Raw genomic sequence first — 23,981 nt, 5'->3', positions numbered from 1 at the left:
CCGGAAGTTCCGGCCCTGACGATTTTAGCCTGTCTGATAAGGTTTTTGAGTCGGAGAGTTGGGATCGGTATGCCGGAATGGGTTTCAGAACGGGATTTGCTGGCGAATGGGGTGAGACTGTTTTGCCTGCCTCACGCGGGTTCGGGTGCCGCGGCTTTTTATCGTTGGAAACGACTGCTGCCTGCCGGAGTTTCGGTCTGCCCAGTGATGCTGCCGGGACGAGAGATTCGCATTGCCGAGGGTGCGCTATTGCGGGTCAGTGAGATTGTGGACGCGCTGCATGAGGCGGTAAAAGGGAGCCTGGACCGGCCTTTTGCAATCTTCGGGCACAGCATGGGCGCGCTGCTGGCGTTTGAGTGGGCGCAGAGGATCGCCGGGGATGGGTTGCGTGGGCCAGCGTGCCTGTTCGTATCGGGCAGGAATGCGCCGCATCTGCCGTTTCGGCATCGGGGGCTGCATAAGCTGGCGGATGCGGAATTTGTGGCGGAGCTCAACGTCCGCTACGGCGGGGTGCCGGAGGGTTTTCTAGAAGATGCAGATATGCGGGAGTTCTTTCTTCCCATTTTGCGGGCGGACCTTGAGGTCGTCGAGACCTATGAGTATCAAGTTATGGAGAAACTTGGTGTCCCTGTGCAGGCGTTTGCCGGGGTGGACGACCGGAGCGTGTCCGAGGATGGGCTGGCCCGGTGGTCCGAGATTACGAACGGACCGTTCAGTGTGAGGCGGTTTCCGGGCGATCACTTCTATCACCTTGGCGTGGGACAGGCGGAGCTGCTGCGGGTGATCGCGGAGACGCTGGGTTAGTGTGGGGCCGTCCAGGTCAGGACGGTCATGGAGAAGGGTGGGAGTTGGAAGGGTGCGGCGGGATTGAAGTGTGAGTTCTGGGTGGTGACCGGCTTCACCTTCGCCAGTATCTCGTTGGAGTCGGTGATGCGGGAGGAAGTCAGCAGGGTCTGCTCGACGGCGCCGCTGGGGGCATTCGCACCGTTGAAGACCACGGGATGAGAGGCCGTGCGGCTGAGGTTGAAGAGGATCAGGCTGCGGCGGGGGCCGTCGGCAAAGGCGAAGGTCTGAAGCTCATGCGCGTTGGGCAGCTTGATCTTGTCGTTGTTGCTTTCGGGCTGATTCCAGGTTGGGTTAGGGCCACTTAGGTGGGCCGCGATGAGGTTGGGCAGGATCGCCTGGTTGAGCATCTGGAGAGCGAGGAACTGCGGGCGGCGCAGGTTGGTGTTGCCGCCCATATCGACGACCGCGCCCCACAGGGGCATAGTGCGCTTGGGGCCGGAGGGTGCGGTGAAGTCGTTCTGGAACTCAGGCAGCGAGAAGAAGGCCTGGGTGGTGACGCCGAGATCGCGGAGCATGAGCAGCATATGGTCGGCGACGGCGAGACCGCCTCCCATCGAGGGCACGGACTCATCGATCTCCGACTGCGAGGCGGTGCCGGTCATGCTGCCCATATTGACCTCATAGACGGCAAGATGGACGGGATGCGGTGCGCTCTGGGCGGCCTTGAGCTGCAGGGCCATGGCACCGTCAGGGCGGCTGTCAAGCTGCTCCGGCTGCGCGAGCATGGGGCCGAAGATGGCTTCGGGCGATGAACCGTCGTTGAACTCCGCAAAGAGGTACGGGGCGACGGCGGCGGAGTCAACGTTGGAGGTTGAGGCGAGCTCCTGGCCGGTCCACCAAGGCACTGCGGACCATGCGCCGAGGATGAGATCGAAATTGCCCGGACGGAAGTAAGGAGAGGTTCGTGCCGCGCCGAAGACCTGTCCCGCACGCTGGCCGTAGACCGTCGGATCGGCGATGGAGGAGCCGGCAAAGGAGCGTGAGTTCCACTCCTCGTTCCCGAGTTCAAGGTGGATGGTCGGGAAGACCTCGGTCCAGGGCTTGAGCTGGCCGAGCGCGGCGCGTTTTGCTCCGTAGGGTGTGGTTGACGGCCCGGCCAGATACTCGACGAGCGCGGCGGATTCAGCCGGTGATGTGCCGGGAGCCATGGCGTACCAGGGCTCTGCGCCGATGGCCTGGCAGAGGACCAGAAACTCGTGCAGGCCGATGGGGATGTCTTCGGCAAGCGTCGACTGCGTGCTTGCGCCGGCGCGTTGACGGCCGAAGGCGGGCGTCAGCATGTTGTCCAGCGAGCTGCCGAAGTCCGTGCCATTGTCCATATAGCGCAGGACGCCGGGGTGAAGATCACGCAGGGTCTGGACGACCTCGTCGCGGAAGGCGGTGGGGTTGTTGGCGGGGTGAGTGGCCGGGGTGAGCGAGACGTCGTCGAGCAGCAGGCTGGTCTCGTGCGCGGTGAAGGTCAGACCTACCGTGCCGACCGAGAAGCCCGTCTCATTCGTGGGGAAGTCGAAGCTGTAGTCGTGCCAGCCCGGAACGAGCGGGATGGACTTGCTGAAGAGCGACTCAATGCCGCGGCTCGTATCCAGGCGCTCCAGCTTGACGTCGAGCGTGTGGCTGGCGGACGTAGGCTTGGCGTGGAACTGCAGGCGATAGACGCCGTGAAGCTGCACGAAGGAGTGGCCCTGGAAGCTGTCAAAGTAGGAGCTGACAGCCGCGCTTTGGAGCGGCGCGGAGGCGTTGAGGCTGAGAGCCTGACGGCCGAGCGTGCCGGGTGCAAGGTCTTTGGTTTCGGTGGAAAGCGTCGCGCCGCCGGAGAGATTCGGCCACCATCCGGCTTCGGCGTGGCCGGGCTTATCCATGCGGACAAGGATGAAGTCGTTGGCTGCGAGAGCCTTTGGTAGCGCGTTGAAGCTGAGGGTCACGCCCAGCGGCGGGGTCGCGGCAGAGCTTGAAAGTAAGGTGCCGGATTCGCCTTTGGCGGGGCCGCTGATGAACTCGAAATGCGCGCCGTTGAGGAAGCCGGCGGGCCACTGCGTGTACTGGTTTTCGTCCGTGCAGGAGTTCGCGGTGACGGATTTACAGCGCAGGATGGACTGCCAGATCTCGCCTTCAAAGCCGGGGTTGCGGAAGGTGAGATTGCGCAACATCTGGCCGGAGTCGTAGAAGCTCTGACCGCTGAGGTTGATGCCCATGCGCTTGACGGAGGTGCGGATGGTCTCTGGACCCAGCGTGATGGTCGTGATGGAGGGTTGAGGGCCAGAGGGCTGCGGTTCCGATGTTTGCCCGCTGGCTTCAGTGCGTTTGGACGCACCGGCCTTGCAGCCGATCAACAACATTGGAAGAAGCACGGGGCAGAGCAGCAGGAGCTTGAGGGGGCGCAGGGACGTACCTCGCTGGAATGACTTCAAGTGTAAATCTGCCGGAACCTTTGGCGGGGCTGGTCGTCGACGATCTCAACTTCCGGCAGCGCCTCTGCTTTACGCATCACCAGCGACTGCGACCAGCCGCACAGCAGGAAGAAGATCTCATACGGCTGATTGCCGAGGAAGACGGTGAAGAGGGTGAGCAGCATACCCGCGAAGATGCCCAGCAGCGAGAGTGCGAAGTAGCAGTCTTCTTTATTCTTGCAGCGGATGATCGCGATCACGAGGCGAACGATCGTCTCGGCTGACAGCAGGCAGAGCGAGAGCAGGCCGACCCATCCCTGGGTCAATGCGACGAACAGGTACTCGTTGTCCACCGAATCCTGGCCCATCGCGCGTGGAAAGTCCTGACCCCAGCCCCAGGCTCCTCCGGCCTTCGCGGTGGGGACGTAGTTATCCAGCAGTTGCTGGCGGTACTGCGCGGTTTGCTGCTCGTCTGATGTCGTGGGCTGGTTGGCGTAGCTCTTGAGGCCGGTGTAGACGATGCTCCCGAAGCCCAGGCCTATGACGGCAACGAGGATCGCGGCGCGGCGCAGGTTTTTCGCGCGGCCGATCAGCGCAATGGGCACCGCGACCAAGGCTCCCAGCCAGGGACCGCGTGCCTGTGTCATCAGCAGCGTGAAGGCGATGAACCACGCGATGATGTTCCCCTTGTTGAACGGAAGCCAGTTCGCGCGGGAGAACTTACGCTCCCACAGGTGGTTGTAGCCCAGCCACAACGTGAGGACCAGGCCGAAGAAGAAGACGATACCGGCAAGCTCCGACTGGCCATATGGGCCGGAGACGCGGCCCCAACCCCAGCGGAACTGCGTCTTCCAGGCGAAGAGTTCATCCGGGAAGAAGCGCGCCCACATCAGGCTGAATGGGTTCGCGCCCATGCGGTACTCGTATCCGGCGATGAGGCAGGCAGCGAAGAGGCAGATGACGAAGCGGCGCACGGTGGCGACGCGCGCGCCGTACTGCTCGATCAGGAGCTTGCCGGCCATGTAGGGGACCAGCGCGATGCAGATGTTGCTGAAGAACTCGAAGATGCCGGCGGTGGTCTTGCCGTGAAGGTAGTCGCTATAGGCGCTGCTGAAGATGAAGAAGCCCAGCCAGACATCCATACTGGTGAAGCGCCAGCTCTTCATCTGCGTGGCCAGCATGGCGATGCCGATCGGCAGGAGCACAGCTTCGGCCACGTCGATGGGCGGTAGAAACGCCACCTTCCAATAGAAGTAGATGGGGAAGAGCATGAAGATGGGGATGAAGACGTTGAGGAACGCCTTCTGGACCGAGCCGCGCAGGATGGCGTAGAGGCAGATCGCTGTCGGGATGAGGATGATAATCGACATATAAAGACGTGCGGGCCCGGTTGTTTCGGCGGAGGTCGCTTGTAGTATAGGCGAGATCGGATGCCGTTCCGCATGGCACGTCGGCTGACACAGTACGGCTATCGGGCTATTGCGGAGGCAGTTCAAAAAGGGAAGTATGGGCGAGATGGAGTCGAAGTCGGCAACGCATTCAGACCCTTCATGGGCTCGTCCTGAGCGGGCCGTCGCATTGGAGGCCGACGAGATACAGCTCTGGCGCGTGCACGCCGAGGCATCAGGGCGCCTCTACGATCGATGCCGAGATCTACTGACTGCCGATGAAGTTGAACGCCTCAAACGGCTGCGCCCCGGGATGGCCGCGGATGAGTTCGTCGTAGGACGTGGGTCCCTGCGGATGCTGCTGGGTGCGGCCCTTCGGCAAAGCCCGCGTGAGATTGTTTTACAGACCGGCGCACACGGCAAACCTTTCACACCCGGAATCGAGTTCAGCGTTTCTCATTCGCGTGGACTCATTCTGATCGCACTGAGTTGGAGCGCCACGTTGGGCGTGGATGTGGAGGCAATCGATCCCACCATCGAAGCGCTGGAGATCGCGCGGGACACCTTTGCGGCGAGTGAGATCGCGGTGATCGAGAAGGCGCAGGAAGGAGCGGAGCGGGTGCAGGTCTTCTATCGCTGGTGGGCGCGGAAGGAGGCGGTCGCGAAGGCACACGGGCAGGGAATTACCTTGTCACTCAAAGAGTTTGCCGTAGACGTCGACGCTGAAGAAGAGAGGGAGATTTTTCTCTCAGCCGAGAGTAATCCTACAAACCGGTGTTTCTTTGTGCGGGGGATATCGCTGCCGATTGGATTTGCAGGAGCGTTGGCGGCCGGGGAGTCAAATCTGCCCCTTCGATGCTTCGATCTGGAGCGCACCGCGTTACTGAACTCCTGAAGGGGACCAAGGTAACCGCAATATCTGGATGTTTGTTACCCTTATCGGCAACATGGTAATCTTTCCAATCTTTTTCACGCTTCATGCGTTATGAAGAGCAGGTACGATAAGCCAGATCAAAAAGATTGGACCTGCGCTGCTACTCACGGGGGAGCCTTTGGAAACCCAAGTGGGATAGCGTGGGCCACAATCATTTCATAGCCTTGATAACAAGGCACATTTGCTTCCTTTTTCCTTCCGGGCCGCGTTGCTCATCGGGCCGGGTCAATGGTTTTCCCTGCATGGTCGAGAGATTTAAATGAGCAACAAGGCTGCGAAGACCGTAGCGCTGTTCGGACTTCCCATTACGAACGTGACGATGGCAGAAGCGGTAGCGCGGGTCGAAGAGAATATCGCATCAGGCCGCACCCACCAGATCGCCACGGCGAATCTCGACTTCGCACGTAACTCCCTCAAAGACGTTTATCTGCAACGCGTCATCTGCGATTGCAGCATGGTGCTACCGGATGGTGCACCCATGATCTGGGCCGCCAAGCTCTTCGGCAAGCCATTGCAGGAGCGCGTGACCGGAGTCGACCTCATTCCTGAGCTGGCCAAGCTCTCTGCGCTGCGCGGTTACGGCATCTTTTTTCTGGGCGCATCCGAGGCAAGCTCTCGTAAGGCCGCACAGGTGTTGGAACGCGACTACCCAGGCACACACATCGTTGGGCGGTACTCCCCTCCGCTTCAGGCGCTTCATGAGATGGACGATGTGGAGATCCTTCGCCAGATCGATCTGGCCAAGCCGCACATCCTGCTGGTGGCATTCGGAAATCCAAAGCAGGAGATCTGGATTCATCGCAATCGCAAGCGTTTGAAAGTCCCGGTCGCCATCGGGATCGGCGGCGCGTTCGATATGATCGCCGGCAACCTGAAGCGTGCGCCCGCATGGATTCAGAAGCTGCAACTGGAGTGGCTGTATCGGCTGCTCCAGGAACCGTCCCGTCTGCTGCCGCGCTATGCCTACGATGCCGCCGCGCTGATCCGCCACCTGCCGCTGGGTGTTGCCGTCAGCCGCCTGCAGCCGCATAGTCCGCTGGCTGAAAAGATCGGCGTCACGGTCCTGGGCGGCGTTCGCGTTGCGACCGCACCTGAGACGCTGAGCGGCGACCTCTGCAGCCTGCTGACGACCGAGGCCACGGCGGCGGCCAAGGAACACCAGATGCTGGTGATCGATCTCTCCGCGACCGCACGGATCGAGGCCGATGGGTTGGGTTGTCTGTTGGAGGCGCGTCGCACCATGATGGCCGCAGGGCTGCAGGTCTGGCTGGCTGGAATGTCGAATCCGGTCAAACGGGTTCTCCAATTCTCCGCCATGTTGGACCTCTTCCTGCTGGCCCCGTCACTGGCAGACGCAGTCCGGCTCGCCAGTGTCGGACAGTCGGAGGTGGAATGGAAGGCTCAAATGGTCGATAAGGGGACAAGGACACCCGCGGGCGTCCACGCCGGCCCGGTCAAGGTTTAGCCAGGATGCGGCTATCGGGTTTCTATGAGTAAAGGTAAGTGTAGAGAGATCAGCCCTTGGAGATACCATAAGGGCAGCTGGAAGCAGGGGTTGACGGCTTGAGAATGACACAAAGGATTTCCCGGCAGGTGCGGCGCTGTACCACCCAAGTCTCATCAGCGGCTTTGCTGACGCTTACGTTAGGCTTTGCGATCCCATGCGCCGGCAGCTTGGCGCAACAGCCGGATGCGGCCGCTACGGTGCCACTCAAAACCAACCCCATGCTCTCGTTGCGGGAGTTCGAGCCTGAGGCGAATGCTGAGTACATCCTTGGCCGGGGTGATGAGATCTCCATCGACTACGGCGGCCGTCCCGAGTTGAACAGCAAGAATGTCATCGGCCCCGACGGCAAGGTGACCCTGCCCATGGCCGGCTCCATCTTTCTTGCCGATAAGAGCCGCCAGGAGGCCGCTGATGCTGTCGTCGCGGCGTTGAAGCCGTTTTACGCCAGCCTCAGCGTGACGGTCGGTGTGGATAAGTACACCTCCAATCAGGTCCTGTTGTTGGGCGCGGTGGAGCATCCCGGCGTCCAGACCTTCGATCGTCCGCCGACCCTGCTCGAAGTGGTGACGCGCGGCGGAGCCTCAGGCAATCCGCGCAGTAATAGTGGGGGCGGTACTGGTTCCACGGCCTTCAGCATGCAGGCCAGCCTGCAACCCGCCATGCTGGGCGTACCGGAACGCTGCGCGATTTATCGTGGATCGGATAAGGTTCTCTGGGTCAACCTCAAGAGCCTGCTGGACAGCGGGAACGCGCTCGCGGATATTCGCCTGAAGCGTGACGACATTATCTATGTCCCTTCGCCGGCGGAGCGTTATGTCTCCGTGCTGGGCCAGGTGCAGCATCCAGGTGCTCTGCAACTGGACAGCACGTCCACCCTGCCGAAGCTGATCGCACTGGCTGGTGGTCTCACGCAGGAGGCGGGCGGCAATCCGAACATCCAGGTGATCCAGATCGTCAACGGCAAGACCCGCATCGTTCCGTTCAAGCAGATCCTTCAACCCAGCCCGCTTGACCTCACGCTTCAGTCCGGCGACATCATCTTTATCCCGGAGAGCGGTTTCAATAAAGCCGCGTACATCATCGATAAACTCTCCCCGGCAATTACCCTGTTTACTGGGTCGGCACTCATCTCGCACTAGATCAGACCAGCCCGGTTGGCAACGGCAGGGACCAAGGAAGCAATGAGCACTGGAAACAACAAATCGACGCCTGAAGGGCTAGCCTCACCGGCCTCCGCGATGAACGTGCAGCGCGCCGAAAGCCCCGGCTTTGACCCTGAACTGATGCGCAGCCTGCGCATGCGTCCAAGGCTTGCGGCGTGGGTGGCCGTCGCTGTCTTCGTCATCGTTGTCGGCTTTGCGCTCTCGCGCAAGTCAATCTATTCGGCTCAAAGCCTGACCTATGTAGAGCCCCAGACTGCAAAGGTGCTGGGCGACACCTCAACAGGCGCCTTTGACGCCGGGCGTTATGACTCCTATCTCCAGCAGCAGATGCAGACCGCCATCCGGCCCGATATCCTGACCGCCGCCCTCAAGCGTCTGCCGGTGGGTGCGTTCCAGTTTCCGCACGAGTCCGATCAGTCCGCCGTGGCACGTCTGCAGAAGCAGTTGAAGGTCGAGCGCGTGCTGAACAGCTACCAGCTCTCGATCACGCTCCAGGGCTCCGATGCCGAATCCGTTGCGGCAACCGTCAACGCGGTCACCAACGCCTATCTCGAACAAGGCCGCAAGGACGAGCACGAGACCTCCTCGCAGCGGCTCGAGCTCCTGACCCAGGAACGGCAGAGGATTCAAAGCGAACTCTCCGAGGACCGTACCGAACAGGCCACTCTGAGCTCGTCGCTCGGCGTGGCCAATCCGGTGGGTGAGACCGGCAATCCCTATGACGTTCAGCTCGCCGGCGTTCGCACCCAGTTGGCGATGGCACGCTCCGCTCACGACGTCGCACTGGCCCAGCTTTCCTCGGTACGGGGTAACGGTGGCGCAGAGACTGCCGGCCTGAACTCGGCTGCCGATGACGTGCTGCAGAACGACGCCGGCCTTGCCAGCCTGAAGTCGACCATCAACCAGCGCAAGGCGCTTCTGAGCAGCCAAATGGCCGGCCTGACGCCATCCAACCCGGTCTACAAGCAGGATCAGGATGAGATGTCGGATCTGGACCGCTCGCTTGATAAGCAAACCTCGCAGCTACGCCAGCAGGCAGCGAAGCGAGTGGAAGACAAGTTGGGCCTGGAACTTCAGCGCACTGCCAGCGTCGAGGGCATGCTGAACGCGCAGCTTGCGCACCAGACTGCGACGGCCACCGGGGCCGCGCCAAAGCTGCAACGTGCCTCTGAGCTCTACTCCGATATCACGCGCCTCACCGCTCGTTTCGCCACGGTAGAGGATGCGATTCGCGGCCTTCAACTGGAGGCGAACGGCCCCGGACTCGCACATCTTTCGGTCGCTGCCTCCGTGCCACTTTCCCCGGAGCCGAGCAAGCGTAAGCTCCTGCTTCTGCTGGCGCTCCCTCTGGCGTTGATGATGGGTGCTGCCGCGGCTGTGCTGGCGCATAAGCGCGATCCGCTCGTCTACACCGAGCACGACCTGCAAACTGTGCTTGGCTTCCCACCGATCGGCGTGCTGCCATCCCGGGATGAGGTTTCAAGCGCCACCATCGAAGAATACGTGCTGCGCCTCGCGGCAGGGATCGAGACGGCTTACCGGGTGAGCGACGCACGCAGCTTCGTCTTCACCGCGGTCAGCCCAAGCGTTTCGGTGACAGGCCTGGTTCTGGTGCTGCAGGAGAAGCTGGAAGAGCTGGGCTTCACCGTCCTGATCACGGAAGCCCCGACCCTGCTTCAGCCTCACGTCGGCGGCGTGCCTATGCCGCGCCTGAAGGTGGATGCCGGCTCGGGCTCGATCGCGCTGCGGCACAATGAAGGGCACGAAGGCTATGCCGCCACCAACCTGACGATGCTGAAGCGCAGCCACGATCTTCTCTTGATCGACGCTCCGCCTCTGCTTCACTCCGCCGCGGCAGAGTATGCGGTACGCAGCGCGGACGCGGCCATCCTCATCGCAGGCTCCGGCCTCACGCTGCGCACGGAACTAACCCAGGCTGCCACATTGCTGGATCGCCTCAATGTAGCCGGGGTGGGTGCAGTCCTGAAGGATCTGCAACTGAAGCACGCCGACCCATCCTTCAAGAACGCCATTGCTGTACTCGAGACCCGCTGGAACGCGCAGGCGCAGGATGCCGCACGCTCCGTGCAGGCCAAACGTGCGGCGCAACGAGGCACCCCCGTTCCCGCCTCCCAAGCTCCGGCCACACCTGCTGACTCTCTACAGTACGCAAGCCATGCCGCGAGCACCATTGAGTCCGACAGAACTGAGGTCCAACATGAGGCTTTCGGCCATCATGAAGCTCCCGAACCAGTCTCGTCATACGTAGAGCCTGCTCCGCTGGCCGAGGAGTGGGACGGCAGCCTGGATGAACCTGTTGCCGCAGCTCCCTCTCACCACTTCGACATGCATTCCTTCGACGAAACACACGAAGAAGAACAGTATCCGCACGCGCGCGAGCACGACTTCGTACCGCTTGCTGCCGCGATGCAGGAGCCGCACGTAGCGCATGAAGTCGTCAATGCCGGACACGCCGTTGACGATGAAGAAGAACAGATCGCGTCAGCGGTCACACCGCTTCACCAGCACGTCAACGAACCAGAGACTGCGGAGCCTGTGATGACGACTGAGTCGCCACGCAACAATCTGGTCTTCGAGCCGGAGGACGAACCGTCCGAACGTGCTCGTGTGTGGTTGGAGCGATTGTTGAACCCGAATGCCGCCTCGCAAGCCGCTCCCCATTCCGCTGCGCAGCCTGAGCCGGCGGTCCTTGAAACCACGGTTGAGCCAGCGTTTGAAGTGGCCTCTGCCTCACCCGTCGTTGAAGCGGCCCCGGAGCCAGAACCCGTCGTCGAAGAACCTGTTCCCGCACTCACGACGCCCTACGAAATCATTCCCATGCATGTGCATCATTCAGTCGAAGCTGAGATGGGATCTGCACCTGAAGCGCATGCGGAAGAGGTCACCGAAGTCATAGAAGAGTATCCCGTCTTCCACGAGCATCACCCATCCGAACCCGTACAGCATGGAATGGAGGAGGCTCCGCACCACGCGCAAGCCTCTCCGGTCCACATCGTGCATGCAGAGCTTGCGCCCGAGGAAGAGATCGCAGCGGAGGACCCGCCACCGTCACCCGTTTGGACGCCACATCATTTCGAGCCGGTCGCGCACGTAGAGCAAGAGCCCATAGCTGCGGCAGAAGCCGAGCCAGTCGTAAAGACTGAAGCCCTGGCGATCGCGGAAGAAGAGAAGTTCGAAGCAGTGCATGAGGTCTACGAAGAGCCAGTGTTTGCCGAGCCGGTCGCCGAGCCTTCGCGCTCAAGCGTGGTCGAAGAGCCTGAATTCATTGTTTCTCCTCCGGTGCCGGAGAGGTGGGCTCCTATTCCCGAGGCCGCTCCCGTCCAACACGTGCAACATGCTCCCGAGCTTGAACCCGTCCAAGAACCCAGAGCCGCCATCAACGGGATACGACGGGCCGCTGAACTGCGCGAGACATCGACCTCTGCATCCACCGCGAAGCTCCCCGCACGAAGCGAGGGAACCATCCAGCCGGAGACCGGCCGGATGACCCGCAGCTGGGGCATGCTCAGCAAGTTCGGTGGGGAGGCGCATACGGGAAATCGGTCCCGCAATTACACCTCGGCCCCTGATGCGGAAGAAGCTCTCGAAGAGCGGAGCGGCCGTTAGGCGCGGGAGCCAACATGTTCGCTAACATTCGCGAAGACTGGCGCACCCATGATAGCAACTGGGGCCGCCATGGCTTCTGGGCGCTCGTCGTATACCGCTTCGGGCGCTGGCGCTATAGCGTCGGTTGGCGGCCTCTGCGCGCGCCTCTCTCGTTCTTCTACAAGCTCCTGAAGTTCTTTTCGGACGCCCTCTTCGGGATCGAGATGCCGTGTGAGACCGTGATCGGTAAGCGCTTCGTCATCGAACACGTAGGCGGCATCGTCATCAGCGGAGACGCCATTTTCGGCGATGACTGCATCGTGCGTAACGGCGTCACCGTCGGCCTGCGTCATCGCGGCCTGCGCGGCTCGCCTCAGCTTGGAGACCGCGTCGATATCGGTGCGGGTGCCAAGCTGCTCGGTCCCATCCGCATCGGCAACGATGTCTCCATCGGCGCTAACGCCGTCGTGCTGTGCGATGTGCCCGACGGCTGCATCGCCGTCGGCATCCCGGCACGCATCATCCCGCGCAAGTCCGCAGTCGATGCAGCCCTCCCGCTCGCGGCGTTCGAGCCATGAACCGCCGCGCGCTGGACGTCGTCACGATGCTCTCCGTCGTCGTCATCGGGAGAAACGAAGGAGAGCGCCTGCGCCGCTGCCTTGACTCCATCGCAGCCATGGAGCGCGGAGCCTGGTCGCTTGAGGTCATCTATGTCGACTCCGGTTCAACCGACGGCAGTCTCGCGCTGGCTGCATCGATGGGCGCAAAGAGCGTCGCGCTGACACCAGAGCGCCCAACCGCCGCCCTCGGTCGCAACGCGGGCTGGAGAGCCGCTTCAGGCGATATCGTGCTCTTCCTGGATGGCGACACCGTACTCCATCCGGCCTTTGTGCAAGACTCGCTGCCGTCCTTCGCAGACTCGAAGATCGCCGTCGTCTGGGGCCACCGCCGGGAGATTCATCCGGAGCAATCGCTCTACAATCGCGTCCTCGATCTCGACTGGATCTACGCTCCAGGATTCACGCCGTTCTGCGGCGGCGACGCGCTCTTCCGCCGCGATGTTCTCGCGGAGATGAACGGCTTCGATGAGACGCTCATCGCCGGTGAAGAGCCGGAGCTTTGCCGTCGCATCCTCGGCGCGGGTAGCCTTATCCTGCATGTCGATCACCCCATGACTGGTCACGATCTCGCCATCACGCGTTTCAGCCAGTACTGGCGGCGTGCCACACGCGCCGGCCACGCCTTTGCTGAGGTCGCAGACCGTTTCTCCCGGACAGCGCAACCTTTCTGGAGTGAGGACGTCAGACGCAATCGCAACCGTGCATTTACCCTGATTGGCGCTGCGTTGCTCACGCTGCTGACCGCCGCCGTGCTACGGAGCGTCCTGCCCATCCTCATAGGTGTGTGCCTCTTCGTCCTGCTTGTGCTGAGGACAGCTTATAAAGCCAGATGGAAGTCCACCGACCGCACCGCACTCATGCTCTACGGCATCCATTCTCACCTGCAGCAACTTCCCATCTACTGGGGCCAGCTTCAGTTTCGCCGCAATCGTCGGCGCGGCCTGCGCTCTGATCTTGTGGAGTACAAGCGTCCCTGACGTCAGCCGTTCGGCAGTGCTTGACGCTGACGCAACGCAACCGCAGGCACTCCGCCCACCACCGCACCGGCAGGAACATCCCGCGTCACAACCGCATTGGCCCCAATCGTCGCGTGATCTCCAATCGTCACACCAGCCAGGATCGCCGCGCCCCGTCCCACCCAGACTTCTTTACCCAGCGTAATCGGCCTGGCCGTGTGGCCCGCGTCGCGGATCGCCACTCCATCTTTGCGTGCATGATTGGCGTCGCGCAGACTGGCGTATTCGCCGATCATCGAACCCGCCCCAATCGTGATCCCTGCCATCGCCACCAGATGAACGCCGCGAGAGATCACAACGCCATCACCCAGATTCAGCCTCGCCCCGCCCTGCGTCTCCAGGTGAAGGTCTGGATAGAGCAGTGTGTCCTGCCCAAAGCGAATCTCTCCAGTCCCATACACCAGCACTCTGCCTAGCACGACGACAGACGCTGGCAGCGCCTGCTTCAACTGCGCCGCCAGCGCTGCGTGAGAATAGATCCGACGCACCGACTCACGCACGCCAGCGCTCACACGCAGTAGGCCGCGCAACGGGGCAACAAGCAGCGATTTGAACGGGGAACTCATTGGGCAGGAATCGAAGACCGTCTTAGGTGTAACACATTACCAGGGCCGAGCCGGTGACACGCGACCGCCCTGCGTGTCCTTCCACGCCTCATCCATCAGGCGGATCAGGGAGCGGTTGTAGTTTGCCCGCCTCTGCCTCCATGGCTCTCCGCTCCAGCGGTTACGGAGTATCGTGAACCAATACAGCGTCTTTTCCAGCCACTTCGCCAGCAGGGCCTTGGAGCCATGATGCTTGCGGTAGTACAGTAGCGTGCTGCGCATGCGCCACTTCACCACCTGGGATGCGGGCGACGAGTAGTCCATGGACTTGAGCTGCCGTGAAGACTCTCCGCCAACATGCGTCACCACCACATCCGGCCAGTACCAGACCTTCAGCCCGGCCCGCTTCATCCGCAGGCAAAGGTCAACCTCTTCGTAGTAAAGAAAGAAGTCGGGGTCGAACAGCCCGACCTGACGCAACGCTTCAGGCCGCACGATCGAGAACGCTCCCGGCACCCAGTCCACCTTGCTCGGCACGCTCTCATCCGCCCAGGTTCGATCAAACCGCCCCAGAATACGTGACTTCGGAAACTTTGCCGCCAGCCCGGTCAGCACGATGGCATCGCCAATCACCGTGTGAAAGCAGCGCGAAGACGGCTGTGAGCTTCCATCGCGACCCACCAGGAGACAACCGCCCAGCGCACAGTCCGGCGTCTCCTCCATGTGCTCGAGCGCCAACGCCAGCGCCCCCGGAGCGAAGAACGCATCCGAGTTCAGCAGGACGAAGAACCGCCCACGCGCCTGCTTCAATGCGAGATTGTTAGCGCCCCCAAAGCCCAGGTTGACCTCGCTGCGTATCAGGCGAACGGCAGGGAACTGACGTTCCACCATCTCTGCCGAGCCATCCATGGACGCATTGTCCACCACGAAGACCTCAGCACGAAATGGGTGGGCTTCACGAAAGACAGACTCGAGACACTCACGCAGAATCGCCTGCGTATTGAAAGAAACAATGATGATCGAAACATCAAAAACGCTCTTCGCCACGTCCTCTTGAAGCGACGTTGGCGCGAGATCGGAGATGTTCCCTTGAAGCAGCGTTTCTTTCACTTGATGGCCCCTTGCTTCTACGACATGAGCAACTTCTTTTCAAAGCATTCAGCGAGCATCTGCTGGTTCAGCGGAAGGTTGTAGTCAGCCACAATACGCTGCCGCCCGGAGCTGCCAAGCTGTTTCCGGAGTGCCGGATCGAGCGCCAGTGCCTCCAGTGCATCGGCCAGCGCACCAACGTTCGCCGGTGCGACCAGCAGGCCGTCCTGTCCACTGCGAATCAACTCCGGAATCCCCGCTATGGTGGTACTCACGCACGGCACGCCGAGGCTCATTGCCTCCATCAGCGCGACAGGAATCCCCTCCGCAAAGCTGGCCAGCGTAAAGATATCGGCACGGCGCACATATTCGAGCGTAGCCGCATGGGAGAGCGCAGAGGTAAACACCACATTCTCGCCCAACCCGCGCACCGCAACCAGAGCCTCCAGGCTCTCGCGCTGAGGTCCAGCTCCGATCAACGTCGTATGCAGCGTCACTCCGCGCTCCTGCAGCAAGGCCAGCGCCTCAATGAGGATGTGATGTCCCTTCGCCGCAACCAGTCTCCCGGTGCAAACCAATTCCAGAGCACTCTCCTGCCTGCGTGCCGGCGTCTCCACCGGACGCGACGACGGCGCAAGCATCACCGGGTCCACACCCAGCCGGTTCACCGTGAACTTCGCCCAGTCCTTCGGCTCCGTCAACTGGCATAGCTGGCTGCGGCAGAAATCGCTGATGCACATCACGAACGCCGCCTGCGCAATCTTCTCGCGCAGGTGATATGCGTCCACGCTCAGCAACTCCTCCGGTCCATGAATCGTAAGCGAGTAGGGAATCTTCCAGGCGATCGAAGCGAGCATCCCCACCGAGGCTACGGGCCCGCCAAAGTGAACGTGCAGGTGTGTCAATCTGCGCCGGTTCATCCACCGCCCTAATAGGATCGCCTCAGCCAGGTACAGCAGCCAGAAGGCACGCTTCCGCAAGGGTAGGCCTTTGATCGAAAAAACCGCACCCAGCCCGCGCACCACAACCAACGGTTGAAAAAATGTGGTCTCCAGCAACGCGCGTGCAATCTGCAGAGCCTGCCCGCTCTTGATGTACCGCGTGCCTTTGGCCTCGATCGCCTCTTCCGGCGCGAGCGACTCCACCGGCCGGTCCGGCTTGTTGATGGACGCGGTTTCAATGTGCAGTCCACGCCGCCGCAGGCCGAGCACCTCCTGCAGGAAAAACGTATGCGATACCGCCGGGTACTGACTCAGCAGGTACGCGATTCGGACTTTCGTCGCCGGCAAAGGATCTTCGTCCTTCTGGTAGTACGCGGCGGTTGGTGCGGGTATGGGATCGAGCGTCTGCACTGTCCTCTCAGTATACGAACCGTCATCGATCCTGACAGTCCACTTTCGACACGCAGGTAATGACACAAACTACTCATTTCTGTAGCGTTTAGAGTGTGTAGTCTCACCTTAGGGGAACGATAGGAAACCGTTTTCAGGCGTGACGAAGGACAAACGAGCGGAATGAACAGCATCTGGAACCAGAGGGAAAACAACTTCGACTTCCTTCGCCTCGCGCTGGCCGTCCTCGTCATCTACTCGCACAGCTTTCCCCTCGGTCTCAGCTCGGACGCGCAGGAGCCCATTTTCCGCTGGACCAACGGCCAGATGACCGGCGGCTCTATCGCCGTGGATCTCTTCTTCATCATGAGCGGCTTCCTCATCACCGCCAGCGCGGAACGCTCGGGCAGCGTGTTCAGCTTTTTGAAGAAGCGTGTACTGCGCATCTATCCGGCCTTCGTCGTCGCGTCGCTGCTGAGCGCGGTCGTTGTTGTCCCCATGGCCGCCGCTCATTTTGCCTACAACAGCCCCATTGCTCGCGTAGGCGACTTCCTCCTACAGACCCTGCGCCTCGTCGAATTCCACTACAACTCCGCCTTCCTGACGAACCCATACCCCGGAGCCATCAACGGCTCCACCTGGTCCGTCTCCTTCGAGTTCTGGTGCTACATCGGGGTTGCTCTGCTGCTCGTCTCGACCCTTCTCCGCAGACGCATTCTCCTCCTCGCCGCATTCCTGACCTCCGTGCTCGTCAGCGTCCTCTTCCAGCTCAAGGGCTGGATCTTCGGCGGCAAGCTGCTCGGCCTCATCCTTGGCTCGCCCCAGCTCTGGGCCCGGCTGCTGCCGCTCTATCTCGCCGGTGTCGTCTTCTATCTCTTCCGCGACCGCATCCGCCTCAGCCACACCCTCGCCATCGTGTCCGGCCTGGCTCTCGTCGCAGCCTGCTGGACTCCCATCGGGTGGACGGCCCTGTTTCCCTTTGCAGGAACCTATCTCGTCTTCTACCTGGCCTTCACGCCATGGCTTCGCCTGCATCGCTTCGGACGCTTCGGCGACTTCTCCTACGGCACCTATCTCTACGCCTTCCCCATCACCCAGTTGCTGATGAAGCACTTCGCTCACCCGATCGCACCCTGGCTGCTCTTCGTCTGCGCCACACCGTTGACCCTCATCGCCGCCGCCACAAGCTGGTACGGAGTGGAGCGCCACTTCCTTCAACCCGCCAGGCGCAAGGAGACCATAGCGCACGCCATCGACTCTTAGACGATGTATAGCCCCGGCAGCACGGCCCGATAGATCTCCATCATCCTGTCCACCTTCTTCTCCCAGTCGAACTGCTCCAGAACCCGTATCCGCCCCGCTTCACCGACCCTCGTACAGGCCTCAGCATCGTTCGCCAGAAGACGCATCGCCTCCGCAAACCCTGAGACCATCGCCTCCCGGCTCGTCGGCGGAATAAGTATTCCGCAACTCTCATCGAGATAATCCGCCGGCCCACCCCAGGCCGTCGCAATCACCGGCTTACCCATCGCCATGGCCTCCAGCACGACCGCCCCGCCGCACTCATAGATGCTCGGCAGCACCAACGCACACGCACCCGCCAGCCACTCCGCACACTGCTCCTGCGTCAACCACCCATGGAAGCGCACACGCTCCGCCAACCCAAGCCCTGTTGCCATCCCACGCCAGGAATCAAGCATCGGCCCATCGCCGATCACATCCAACGTCGCCCCAGGCACCGCACCAAGCGCCTCGATCGCGACATCAAGCGCCTTCCAATCAACCAGCCGCCCGATAAACAAAAACCGCGGCTCATGCACCCGGTCGCCAACCCCCGCGGGCCACTGCTCCAGGTCCACCCCGTTCTCCACGACCTCCAACACGCGCCCCCGCAGCCCTGAAGGCAGTGCAGCCCGCGTCCGTTCATTCGCCACCAGAACGACATCCGCATTTCTCTTGCCGGAGAGCACAGCGTTCACCACGTTACTGAAAGAACGTCCCAACGCGATCACCCCGCGACTCCACCAAGCCTCGGCCCCACGAAACGCAGCCGGATAGTTCATCCCCCCATTCATAGGCCCAACCACCAAAGGCGCACCCAGCCCAGCCATCAGCGAAGGGAACTTCGGCGAGACCGGAATCGGCTGATGCACCACGGCAGACGGGGTCACCAGCTCAAGCACCATCGCCCGCTGCGCAAACTGCGTCAGAAGCTGATTGGCCAGCCCAAAAGTAGCCTCGGAGATCCTGCGCGGAAGTAGCTTGCCCACCTGATAGAAAATCTTCTGCAGCGTCATGTCCTTCACGAAGCGCAGCCGATCAAGCTCATTCGGAAACAGAGTGATCAGCTCATCCCGCGTCCGCTCATGCACGATGAGCCACGCATCCACCCCACGCGAACGCAGCACACGAAAGTAGTGATACGGAAGAATCGCCTCACCCCCAAAGCGCTTGGAAGCGTGCTCCGCCACAATCAGCACCCGCAGATCGCCGGCTCTCATGACGCCTTGGCGTTGAAGACGCGGTAGTACCCCAGCCCGCGCAGAAGTCCCTTCGTCCGCTGCTCCTGTTCGTAACGTGCTGCAGTCAACTCGACAAACGGAACCACCTCGCCAGCCAACGTAAGCGCCTCGTCCGAACGTGCCGTACCCGCCGCCAGCGTCTCCGGCAGCCACCACTTGGCCTCGCCGCCTGCATGAAAGCACTTCATCGTCGCCCACGGCTCTGCTGCCAGGATGCTCTTGCCGCTCACCCCAAGCTTCCGCCTCAACCGTCGCGCCTGCGTCCTGTGCCAGCACACCCACAGCTTCGGGTCCAGGTATCCACCGCCCTGACGCATCGCAATCGCAGACCACACGATCGCCTCCACGTGCATCATGCGCGGCAGGGAAGCGCCGCCCAGCTTGCCGATCAGCCAGTCCACCCACTCCAGATCCGCACCGCCACGCCAATGCGAGACCCCAATATCCACATGCCGCGCCAGCGGAACACGAGCCGCGATCGCAGCCCTCACAACCTCCGGCGGCAGCAGGCAGTTCGGCCTCTGCCACATCAGCAGCAGCCCAGTCTCCGGCGTCGGCTCAAAGCGGAAGCGATTCGGGAAATAAAGGTCCGGGTCCAGCAGGATCAACTCCTCACCAGGCTTGCCCATCAACACCGGATCGGTGATCTTTCTCCAGCAGGGATGCCCATGACGAAACCCACGCAGGTGCGGCAGCCCTGCAAACACGCTCGCCTCAGCATCCGCAAGCTCATCTTCAGCAGCCACGCTCCACTCATGCCGCACGTCCGGCGCAAGCTCCGTCACCGCATCGGAGAGCGTCTGCTTATCCTCCGCACTATCCGTGATCAGGTGCAGATGCATCGCATCCACACTGTTACGCAACACACTCTCGATCGCCAGCCGCGCGTAACTCAACGAGTGCGGCGAAAGCACCATATACACCTTCCGCAAAGCGGCAGGCTGGCCCGTGGTCTCCATCATGCGCGGCTCATGCAGGCTTCCAGGCTTGCACGCAGGCTGCTCGCCAGTTCATCGATGTTCGGGTCCATGAAGATGCGCTCGTGATCGCCCGGCAGATCGTGAATCTCCACGCCCTGCCTGAAGATGGAGCCCCACCCCAGGTCCCGCGCGCCCGCCCGGTTGTCCTGCTCACTCGCCCGGAACAGGATCAGCTTGCCGTCATACGGCTGCGGCTCATAGTTCTGCACCGCGACATAGTTGATGTCATACGCACTCTTCATAAACGAAGGCACATGCGAGACATTCGCGCGGGTGGCAGCCATCGCAGAGAAACGAATCGCCCGCGTGCTGATCTTGTCCGACACGTACTTGATCTTCGCGTCCAGCGAGAGATCCTTGATGTTGCGGAAGAACCGTTCCACCCGGTTATTCACCTTGGAGTGAACCGTAATCGACCGTGCAAACTGCTCCTCATACTCCTTGGACTTCGAGTCCAGCATCCCCACCATCGCAACCTCTTCACCCGCCGCACGCAGTTGCTGCGCCATCTCCAGCACAACCGTTCCGCCAAACGAATACCCCAACAGGTGATACGGCCCATGCGGCTGCACCGCGCGAATCTCTTTCACATAATGCGTGGCCATGTCGGTCAGGTGCAGCAGCGCAGGCGCATTCGCCACCAGCGCCTGTGACTGAATCCCGTACACCGGCTGGTCCGAGCCCATGCGCATGGAAAGCCCATAGAAGTTCACAACATTGCCGCCCACCCCATGCACGATGAACAGCGGAGGCCGCGTCCCCACCGGCTGAATCGGTACCAGCGACGACGCCGTATTCGGCGAGAACCTGTTCCGGATCAGCTCCGCAATCGCCTCAATCGACGAAGCCGAGATCAGGCTCGCAAGCCCCAGGTCCGTGCCATAGACCTTGTTCATCTTGCGGATCAACCGCAGCGCAGCCAGCGAACCCACACCCAGCGAGAAGAAGTTCGCCTTCACGCTGATCCGCGGAATCCCCAGCGTCGTCTGCCAGATATCAGCGATCTGCTTCTCCACCGCATCCTCTGCCTCGACGAAGCTCTGCGCCTCATTCGCACTCTGCGCAATCCCGCTATCGCCAGCCTGCGAGAACACATCCGGCAGCGCCTTGCGATCCACCTTGCCATTCGGCGTACGCGGCATCTCCTCCAGCACATGCACCGCATTCGGCACCATGTACTCCGGCAGCGTCCGCATCAGCAGACCCTCAAGCTCTTCAATCAGCGCCGGTGCCGCATCTTCCTGCTCATCCACCTTCACGGCCACATAAGCCACCAGCCGCGCGAGATCCGCAGTCTCCGTCTTCGTCACATGTTGCACCACCACCGACTCACGCACCAGCGGATGCGTGTTCAGCACAGCCTCAATCTCACCCAGTTCAATGCGGAAGCCACGCACCTTCACCTGGAAGTCCGCACGTCCCTCCAACTGAACCGTTCCGTCCTCATGCCATCGTGCGCAATCACCCGTGGCATAGATTCGTCCCGCACCAAACGGGCTCGCGATAAACTTCTCCGCCGTCAGCTCCGCCCGGTTCCAGTACCCACGCGCCAGCCCTGATCCGCCGATATATAGCTCACCGCTCACGCCTGAAGGCACTGGCTGCCGATTCCCATCGAGCACAAAAAACTGCGTGCTCGCAATCGGAGGCCCCACCCGCATCGGCCCGGTCCCGCGCGTCACGCGATTCGCAGAAGACCAGATCGTCGTCTCCGTAGGCCCGTACATATTCCAGACATCGTCACTACGGTCCAGCAGCTTCTCCGCCAGGCTGCGTGACATCGCCTCGCCGCCGCAAAGCACCTTCAGCGGCCGCTCACCAGTCCACCCATGTTCAATCAGGTTCAACCACAATCCTGGAGTAGCCTGCAGCACCGTCGCACCGCTCGTCTCCATCAACTCCAGCAGCTCCGCCGGATTTGTAACCTGTTCTGTCCGCGCGATCACCAGCTTCACCCCCGTGATCAGAGGCAGCAGCAACTCCAGCGTCGCAATGTCGAACGAGATCGTCGTCACCGCCACCAAAACATCATCCGCATCGAGTCCGGGAGTCCGTTCCATGGAGCGCAAAAGATTCATCAGCGCGCCATGTTCGATCGCCACGCCCTTCGGCGTTCCAGTCGAACCCGACGTATAGATCACGTAAGCCAGAGCATCCGGCCCACTCATGCCAGGCAGCACAGCATCGCTCTGCCGCGTCAGTGTCTCAGCCGTAATCTCAATCTCTTTAGCCGTCGTATCCAGCTTCAGATCGCGTCCGGTCAGCAGCAGGGAAGCGCCGGAGTCGGCCAGCACCATCTGCAGCCGCTCACGCGGAAAGCGCGGGTCCAGCGGCACATACGCGCCGCCCGCCATCAACACCGCAAGCACGGAGCCCAGCATCTCCAGTGAGCGGCTCACACACACGCCAACCAGTCCGCCCGGTTGAAGTCCTTCATCGATCAATCGCTTGGCTAGCGCAGTCGAAAACTCCGCAAGTTCGCCATAGCTCCAACTACGCCCATCGCACTCGGCCGCAATCCGCTCCGGCTCCGCCGTCGCACGGCGCAGAAAGCACGCATGGACCGGCTCAAACGCGCCAAAGTCCACGGTCGTCGCGTTCGGTCCACCCAGCAACCGCTGCCGCTCCACACCGGAGAGCAGGTCCAGCTCATCCACCAGCGTCTCTGGCCCATCCAGCGCGGACTCCAGCAGATTCACAAACAGCCGCAGATACCGTTGGATCGTGCTCGCCTTGAACTCCTGCGGGTTGTACTCAAGCTGGAGGCGCGGACCTTCTTCGTCCCGATCCACAATCGCAAACATCACCTCAAACACCGCACCCGGACTTTCGGACCGCAGCGGAATGATCTCCAGACTCCCCGCCGCACTCTCAATCTTCGTCACCAGCATGAACGACTTCTGATACAGGAAGAAGATCGGAATCTCAAACGCGCTGCCCGTCTGTGAAAAGAACGCATCATGCACCAGGTCTTCAAACGGCAGCGCCTGGTTCTCATACGCGCCCAGCGTCCAGGCCTGCACCTGCCGCAACAGATCCCTGAAGCTGGAGCTCTGTTCCAGGCGCACACGCAGCACCTGGATGTTCATGAACAAACCGATCAGGTTCTCGGTATCCTCGTTCCGGTTCGCGCACGGCGACCCGATCGTCAGATCCTTCTGCCCCGTAAGCCGGCTCATCAGCCCGCAGAAGATGCTGAACAGCAGGATGTTCAGCGTAACGTTTTCGCGCTTGCAGAAGGCATGCGCACGCGCCGTGAGGTCGCGCGGAATCAGCAGCGTCTCAATGTCACCTGTGATATCGCGGCGTTCCGGTGGAAGCGCCTCACAGGCATCCACATCATGCGCGAGCTCAAGCTTTTTGAAGTCATTGCCCAGCGCCTTGCGCCAAAACTTCATCGAAGCTTCCGGCTCATCGCCCGCCCGCCACTCCTCATGCCAGATCGCATAGTCGGCAAACTGAATCGGCAGCTCCGGCAGCTTCGCCGCAGTACCCTTCAGCAGCGCCTCATAGTACGTCACCATGTCGCGCATCAGGATGCCGTTGGAGATGCCGTCGCAGATGATGTGGTGCATCGTCACCAGCAGCAGGTGACGCTGGTCGTTGAACTTCAGCAGCTTCAGCAAAAGGAGGGGCCCAGTCTTCAGATCCATGCGGAACGCCGCATGATCCCGCGTCAGCTCATCCGCAGCAGCGCGCTGCGCCTCCCCCGTTAGACCTGATAGATCCACGACCGGAATCGGAATCTCCATCTCCGGCTGGATCACCTGGGAAAGCTTCCCATCGATCACTTCAAACGTCGTCCGCAGCGTCTCATGCCGTTGCACGCACTCGGCAAACGCCTCCACCAACACCGGCACGTCCAGCTGACCGGTAAACTGCCACATCAGCGGCATGTTCAGAGCTGGATTACCCGGATTCAACTGGTCCAGGGACCAGAAGCGAACCTCGCCCTGCGTCGCCGGCATGGCATAGACTTCACCCGCCGCGTCAGCAGCGGGAGTGACGGAATTTGCGGGATCGTGCACCGAAGACTCCTTCAAAACC

16 protein-coding genes are annotated in these 23,981 nt (G+C 61.5%); 8 read left to right on the top strand and 8 right to left on the bottom strand.

Features of this window, described 5'->3' with window-relative positions:
- The first annotated feature begins 69 nt into the window (after window positions 1-69).
- Window positions 70-804, top strand: coding sequence for a thioesterase II family protein (locus tag ACIX9_RS09385; protein ID WP_041597624.1), 735 nt, complete (start codon window positions 70-72; stop codon window positions 802-804).
- Here ACIX9_RS09385 and ACIX9_RS09380 read toward each other — a convergent pair.
- Together ACIX9_RS09380 and ACIX9_RS09375 are read right to left on the bottom strand one after the other, a co-directional pair.
- Window positions 801-3,194 (bottom strand): hypothetical protein, encoded by a 2,394-nt coding sequence (locus ACIX9_RS09380; RefSeq protein ID WP_198152073.1) that lies wholly within the window; start codon window positions 3,192-3,194, stop codon window positions 801-803. The two genes, ACIX9_RS09385 and ACIX9_RS09380, sit on opposite strands and share 4 nt — an antisense overlap.
- Window positions 3,195-3,250: 56 nt before the next feature.
- Entirely contained in the window at window positions 3,251-4,603 is a 1,353-nt protein-coding gene (locus ACIX9_RS09375; RefSeq protein ID WP_013580237.1) for an O-antigen ligase family protein, read from the bottom strand.
- Between the two features lie 208 nt (window positions 4,604-4,811).
- Here ACIX9_RS09375 and ACIX9_RS23715 point away from each other — a divergent pair, with 208 nt between their 5' ends.
- The 6 genes from ACIX9_RS23715 (at window position 4,812) to ACIX9_RS09345 (ending at window position 13,428) form a co-directional block, all read left to right on the top strand.
- Window positions 4,812-5,516 (top strand): 4'-phosphopantetheinyl transferase family protein, encoded by a 705-nt coding sequence (locus tag ACIX9_RS23715; RefSeq protein WP_157477431.1) that lies wholly within the window; start codon window positions 4,812-4,814, stop codon window positions 5,514-5,516.
- Window positions 5,517-5,814: 298 nt separating this feature from the next.
- The gene (locus tag ACIX9_RS09365; protein ID WP_013580235.1) at window positions 5,815-7,020 is read left to right on the top strand and encodes a WecB/TagA/CpsF family glycosyltransferase; all 1,206 of its coding nucleotides are present in this window, start codon (window positions 5,815-5,817) and stop codon (window positions 7,018-7,020) included.
- A gap of 128 nt (window positions 7,021-7,148) precedes the next feature.
- Window positions 7,149-8,201: a polysaccharide biosynthesis/export family protein gene (locus ACIX9_RS09360; RefSeq protein WP_013580234.1), complete on the top strand. Its 1,053-nt coding sequence runs from the start codon at window positions 7,149-7,151 to the stop codon at window positions 8,199-8,201.
- Window positions 8,202-8,243: 42 nt separating this feature from the next.
- Entirely contained in the window at window positions 8,244-11,852 is a 3,609-nt protein-coding gene (locus ACIX9_RS09355) for a GumC family protein (protein ID WP_013580233.1), read from the top strand.
- Between the two features lie 14 nt (window positions 11,853-11,866).
- Window positions 11,867-12,409, top strand: a complete 543-nt coding sequence (locus tag ACIX9_RS09350) for a serine O-acetyltransferase (protein ID WP_013580232.1) — start codon at window positions 11,867-11,869, stop codon at window positions 12,407-12,409.
- Window positions 12,406-13,428 (top strand): glycosyltransferase, encoded by a 1,023-nt coding sequence (locus ACIX9_RS09345; protein ID WP_013580231.1) that lies wholly within the window; start codon window positions 12,406-12,408, stop codon window positions 13,426-13,428. Before ACIX9_RS09350 ends, ACIX9_RS09345 begins: the two co-directional genes overlap by 4 nt.
- Before the next feature lie 2 nt (window positions 13,429-13,430).
- Here the strand turns inward: ACIX9_RS09345 and ACIX9_RS09340 are convergent, their stop codons facing one another.
- The 3 genes from ACIX9_RS09340 to ACIX9_RS09330 form a co-directional block, all read right to left on the bottom strand.
- Window positions 13,431-13,955, bottom strand: coding sequence for an acyltransferase (locus ACIX9_RS09340; RefSeq protein ID WP_232298679.1), 525 nt, complete (start codon window positions 13,953-13,955; stop codon window positions 13,431-13,433).
- Between the two features lie 114 nt (window positions 13,956-14,069).
- Entirely contained in the window at window positions 14,070-15,059 is a 990-nt protein-coding gene (locus ACIX9_RS09335) for a glycosyltransferase family 2 protein (RefSeq protein ID WP_041597621.1), read from the bottom strand.
- Between the two features lie 80 nt (window positions 15,060-15,139).
- Complete coding sequence (locus ACIX9_RS09330; RefSeq protein WP_013580228.1) at window positions 15,140-16,453, bottom strand: glycosyltransferase; 1,314 nt, start codon at window positions 16,451-16,453, stop codon at window positions 15,140-15,142.
- A 162-nt stretch (window positions 16,454-16,615) separates the two neighbouring features.
- Between ACIX9_RS09330 and ACIX9_RS09325 the strand changes: the two genes are divergently transcribed.
- On the top strand, window positions 16,616-17,695 hold the full coding sequence (locus tag ACIX9_RS09325) for an acyltransferase family protein (RefSeq protein ID WP_013580227.1): 1,080 nt from the start codon (window positions 16,616-16,618) through the stop codon (window positions 17,693-17,695).
- On the opposite strand, the gene ACIX9_RS09320 is transcribed toward ACIX9_RS09325, so the two are convergent.
- From ACIX9_RS09320 to ACIX9_RS09310, 3 genes are read right to left on the bottom strand one after another with little or no spacing between them, the layout of a single operon-like run.
- Window positions 17,692-18,933 carry a glycosyltransferase family 4 protein gene (locus ACIX9_RS09320; protein ID WP_013580226.1) on the bottom strand — a complete coding sequence of 414 codons (1,242 nt, stop codon included), beginning with the start codon at window positions 18,931-18,933 and terminating at the stop codon, window positions 17,692-17,694. The two genes, ACIX9_RS09325 and ACIX9_RS09320, sit on opposite strands and share 4 nt — an antisense overlap.
- Entirely contained in the window at window positions 18,930-19,916 is a 987-nt protein-coding gene (locus ACIX9_RS09315; protein ID WP_013580225.1) for a hypothetical protein, read from the bottom strand. Before ACIX9_RS09315 ends, ACIX9_RS09320 begins: the two co-directional genes overlap by 4 nt.
- Complete coding sequence (locus tag ACIX9_RS09310; protein WP_198152072.1) at window positions 19,913-23,962, bottom strand: non-ribosomal peptide synthetase; 4,050 nt, start codon at window positions 23,960-23,962, stop codon at window positions 19,913-19,915. The genes ACIX9_RS09315 and ACIX9_RS09310 overlap by 4 nt, the downstream gene beginning before the upstream one ends.
- Window positions 23,963-23,981 lie beyond the last annotated feature (19 nt).

It is taken from the genome of Granulicella tundricola MP5ACTX9 (assembly GCF_000178975.2).
Lineage (GTDB): Bacteria > Acidobacteriota > Terriglobia > Terriglobales > Acidobacteriaceae > Edaphobacter > Edaphobacter tundricola.
Note: the sequence above shows the minus strand (reverse complement) of the source record. Positions and strands in the feature narration are given on the sequence as shown.

What these genes read in the sequence shown, in the direction of transcription:
- ACIX9_RS09350 (WP_013580232.1), top strand. Translation starts at nt 11,867, where the DNA reads ATGTTCGCTAACATTCGCGAAGACTGGCGCACCCATGATAGCAACTGG.
- ACIX9_RS09355 (WP_013580233.1), top strand. Translation starts at nt 8,244, where the DNA reads ATGAGCACTGGAAACAACAAATCGACGCCTGAAGGGCTAGCCTCACCG.
- ACIX9_RS09320 (WP_013580226.1), bottom strand. Translation starts at nt 18,933, where the DNA reads ATGAGAGCCGGCGATCTGCGGGTGCTGATTGTGGCGGAGCACGCTTCC.
- ACIX9_RS09375 (WP_013580237.1), bottom strand. Translation starts at nt 4,603, where the DNA reads ATGTCGATTATCATCCTCATCCCGACAGCGATCTGCCTCTACGCCATC.
- ACIX9_RS09315 (WP_013580225.1), bottom strand. Translation starts at nt 19,916, where the DNA reads ATGATGGAGACCACGGGCCAGCCTGCCGCTTTGCGGAAGGTGTATATG.
- ACIX9_RS09365 (WP_013580235.1), top strand. Translation starts at nt 5,815, where the DNA reads ATGAGCAACAAGGCTGCGAAGACCGTAGCGCTGTTCGGACTTCCCATT.
- ACIX9_RS09345 (WP_013580231.1), top strand. Translation starts at nt 12,406, where the DNA reads ATGAACCGCCGCGCGCTGGACGTCGTCACGATGCTCTCCGTCGTCGTC.
- ACIX9_RS09325 (WP_013580227.1), top strand. Translation starts at nt 16,616, where the DNA reads ATGAACAGCATCTGGAACCAGAGGGAAAACAACTTCGACTTCCTTCGC.
- ACIX9_RS09385 (WP_041597624.1), top strand. Translation starts at nt 70, where the DNA reads ATGCCGGAATGGGTTTCAGAACGGGATTTGCTGGCGAATGGGGTGAGA.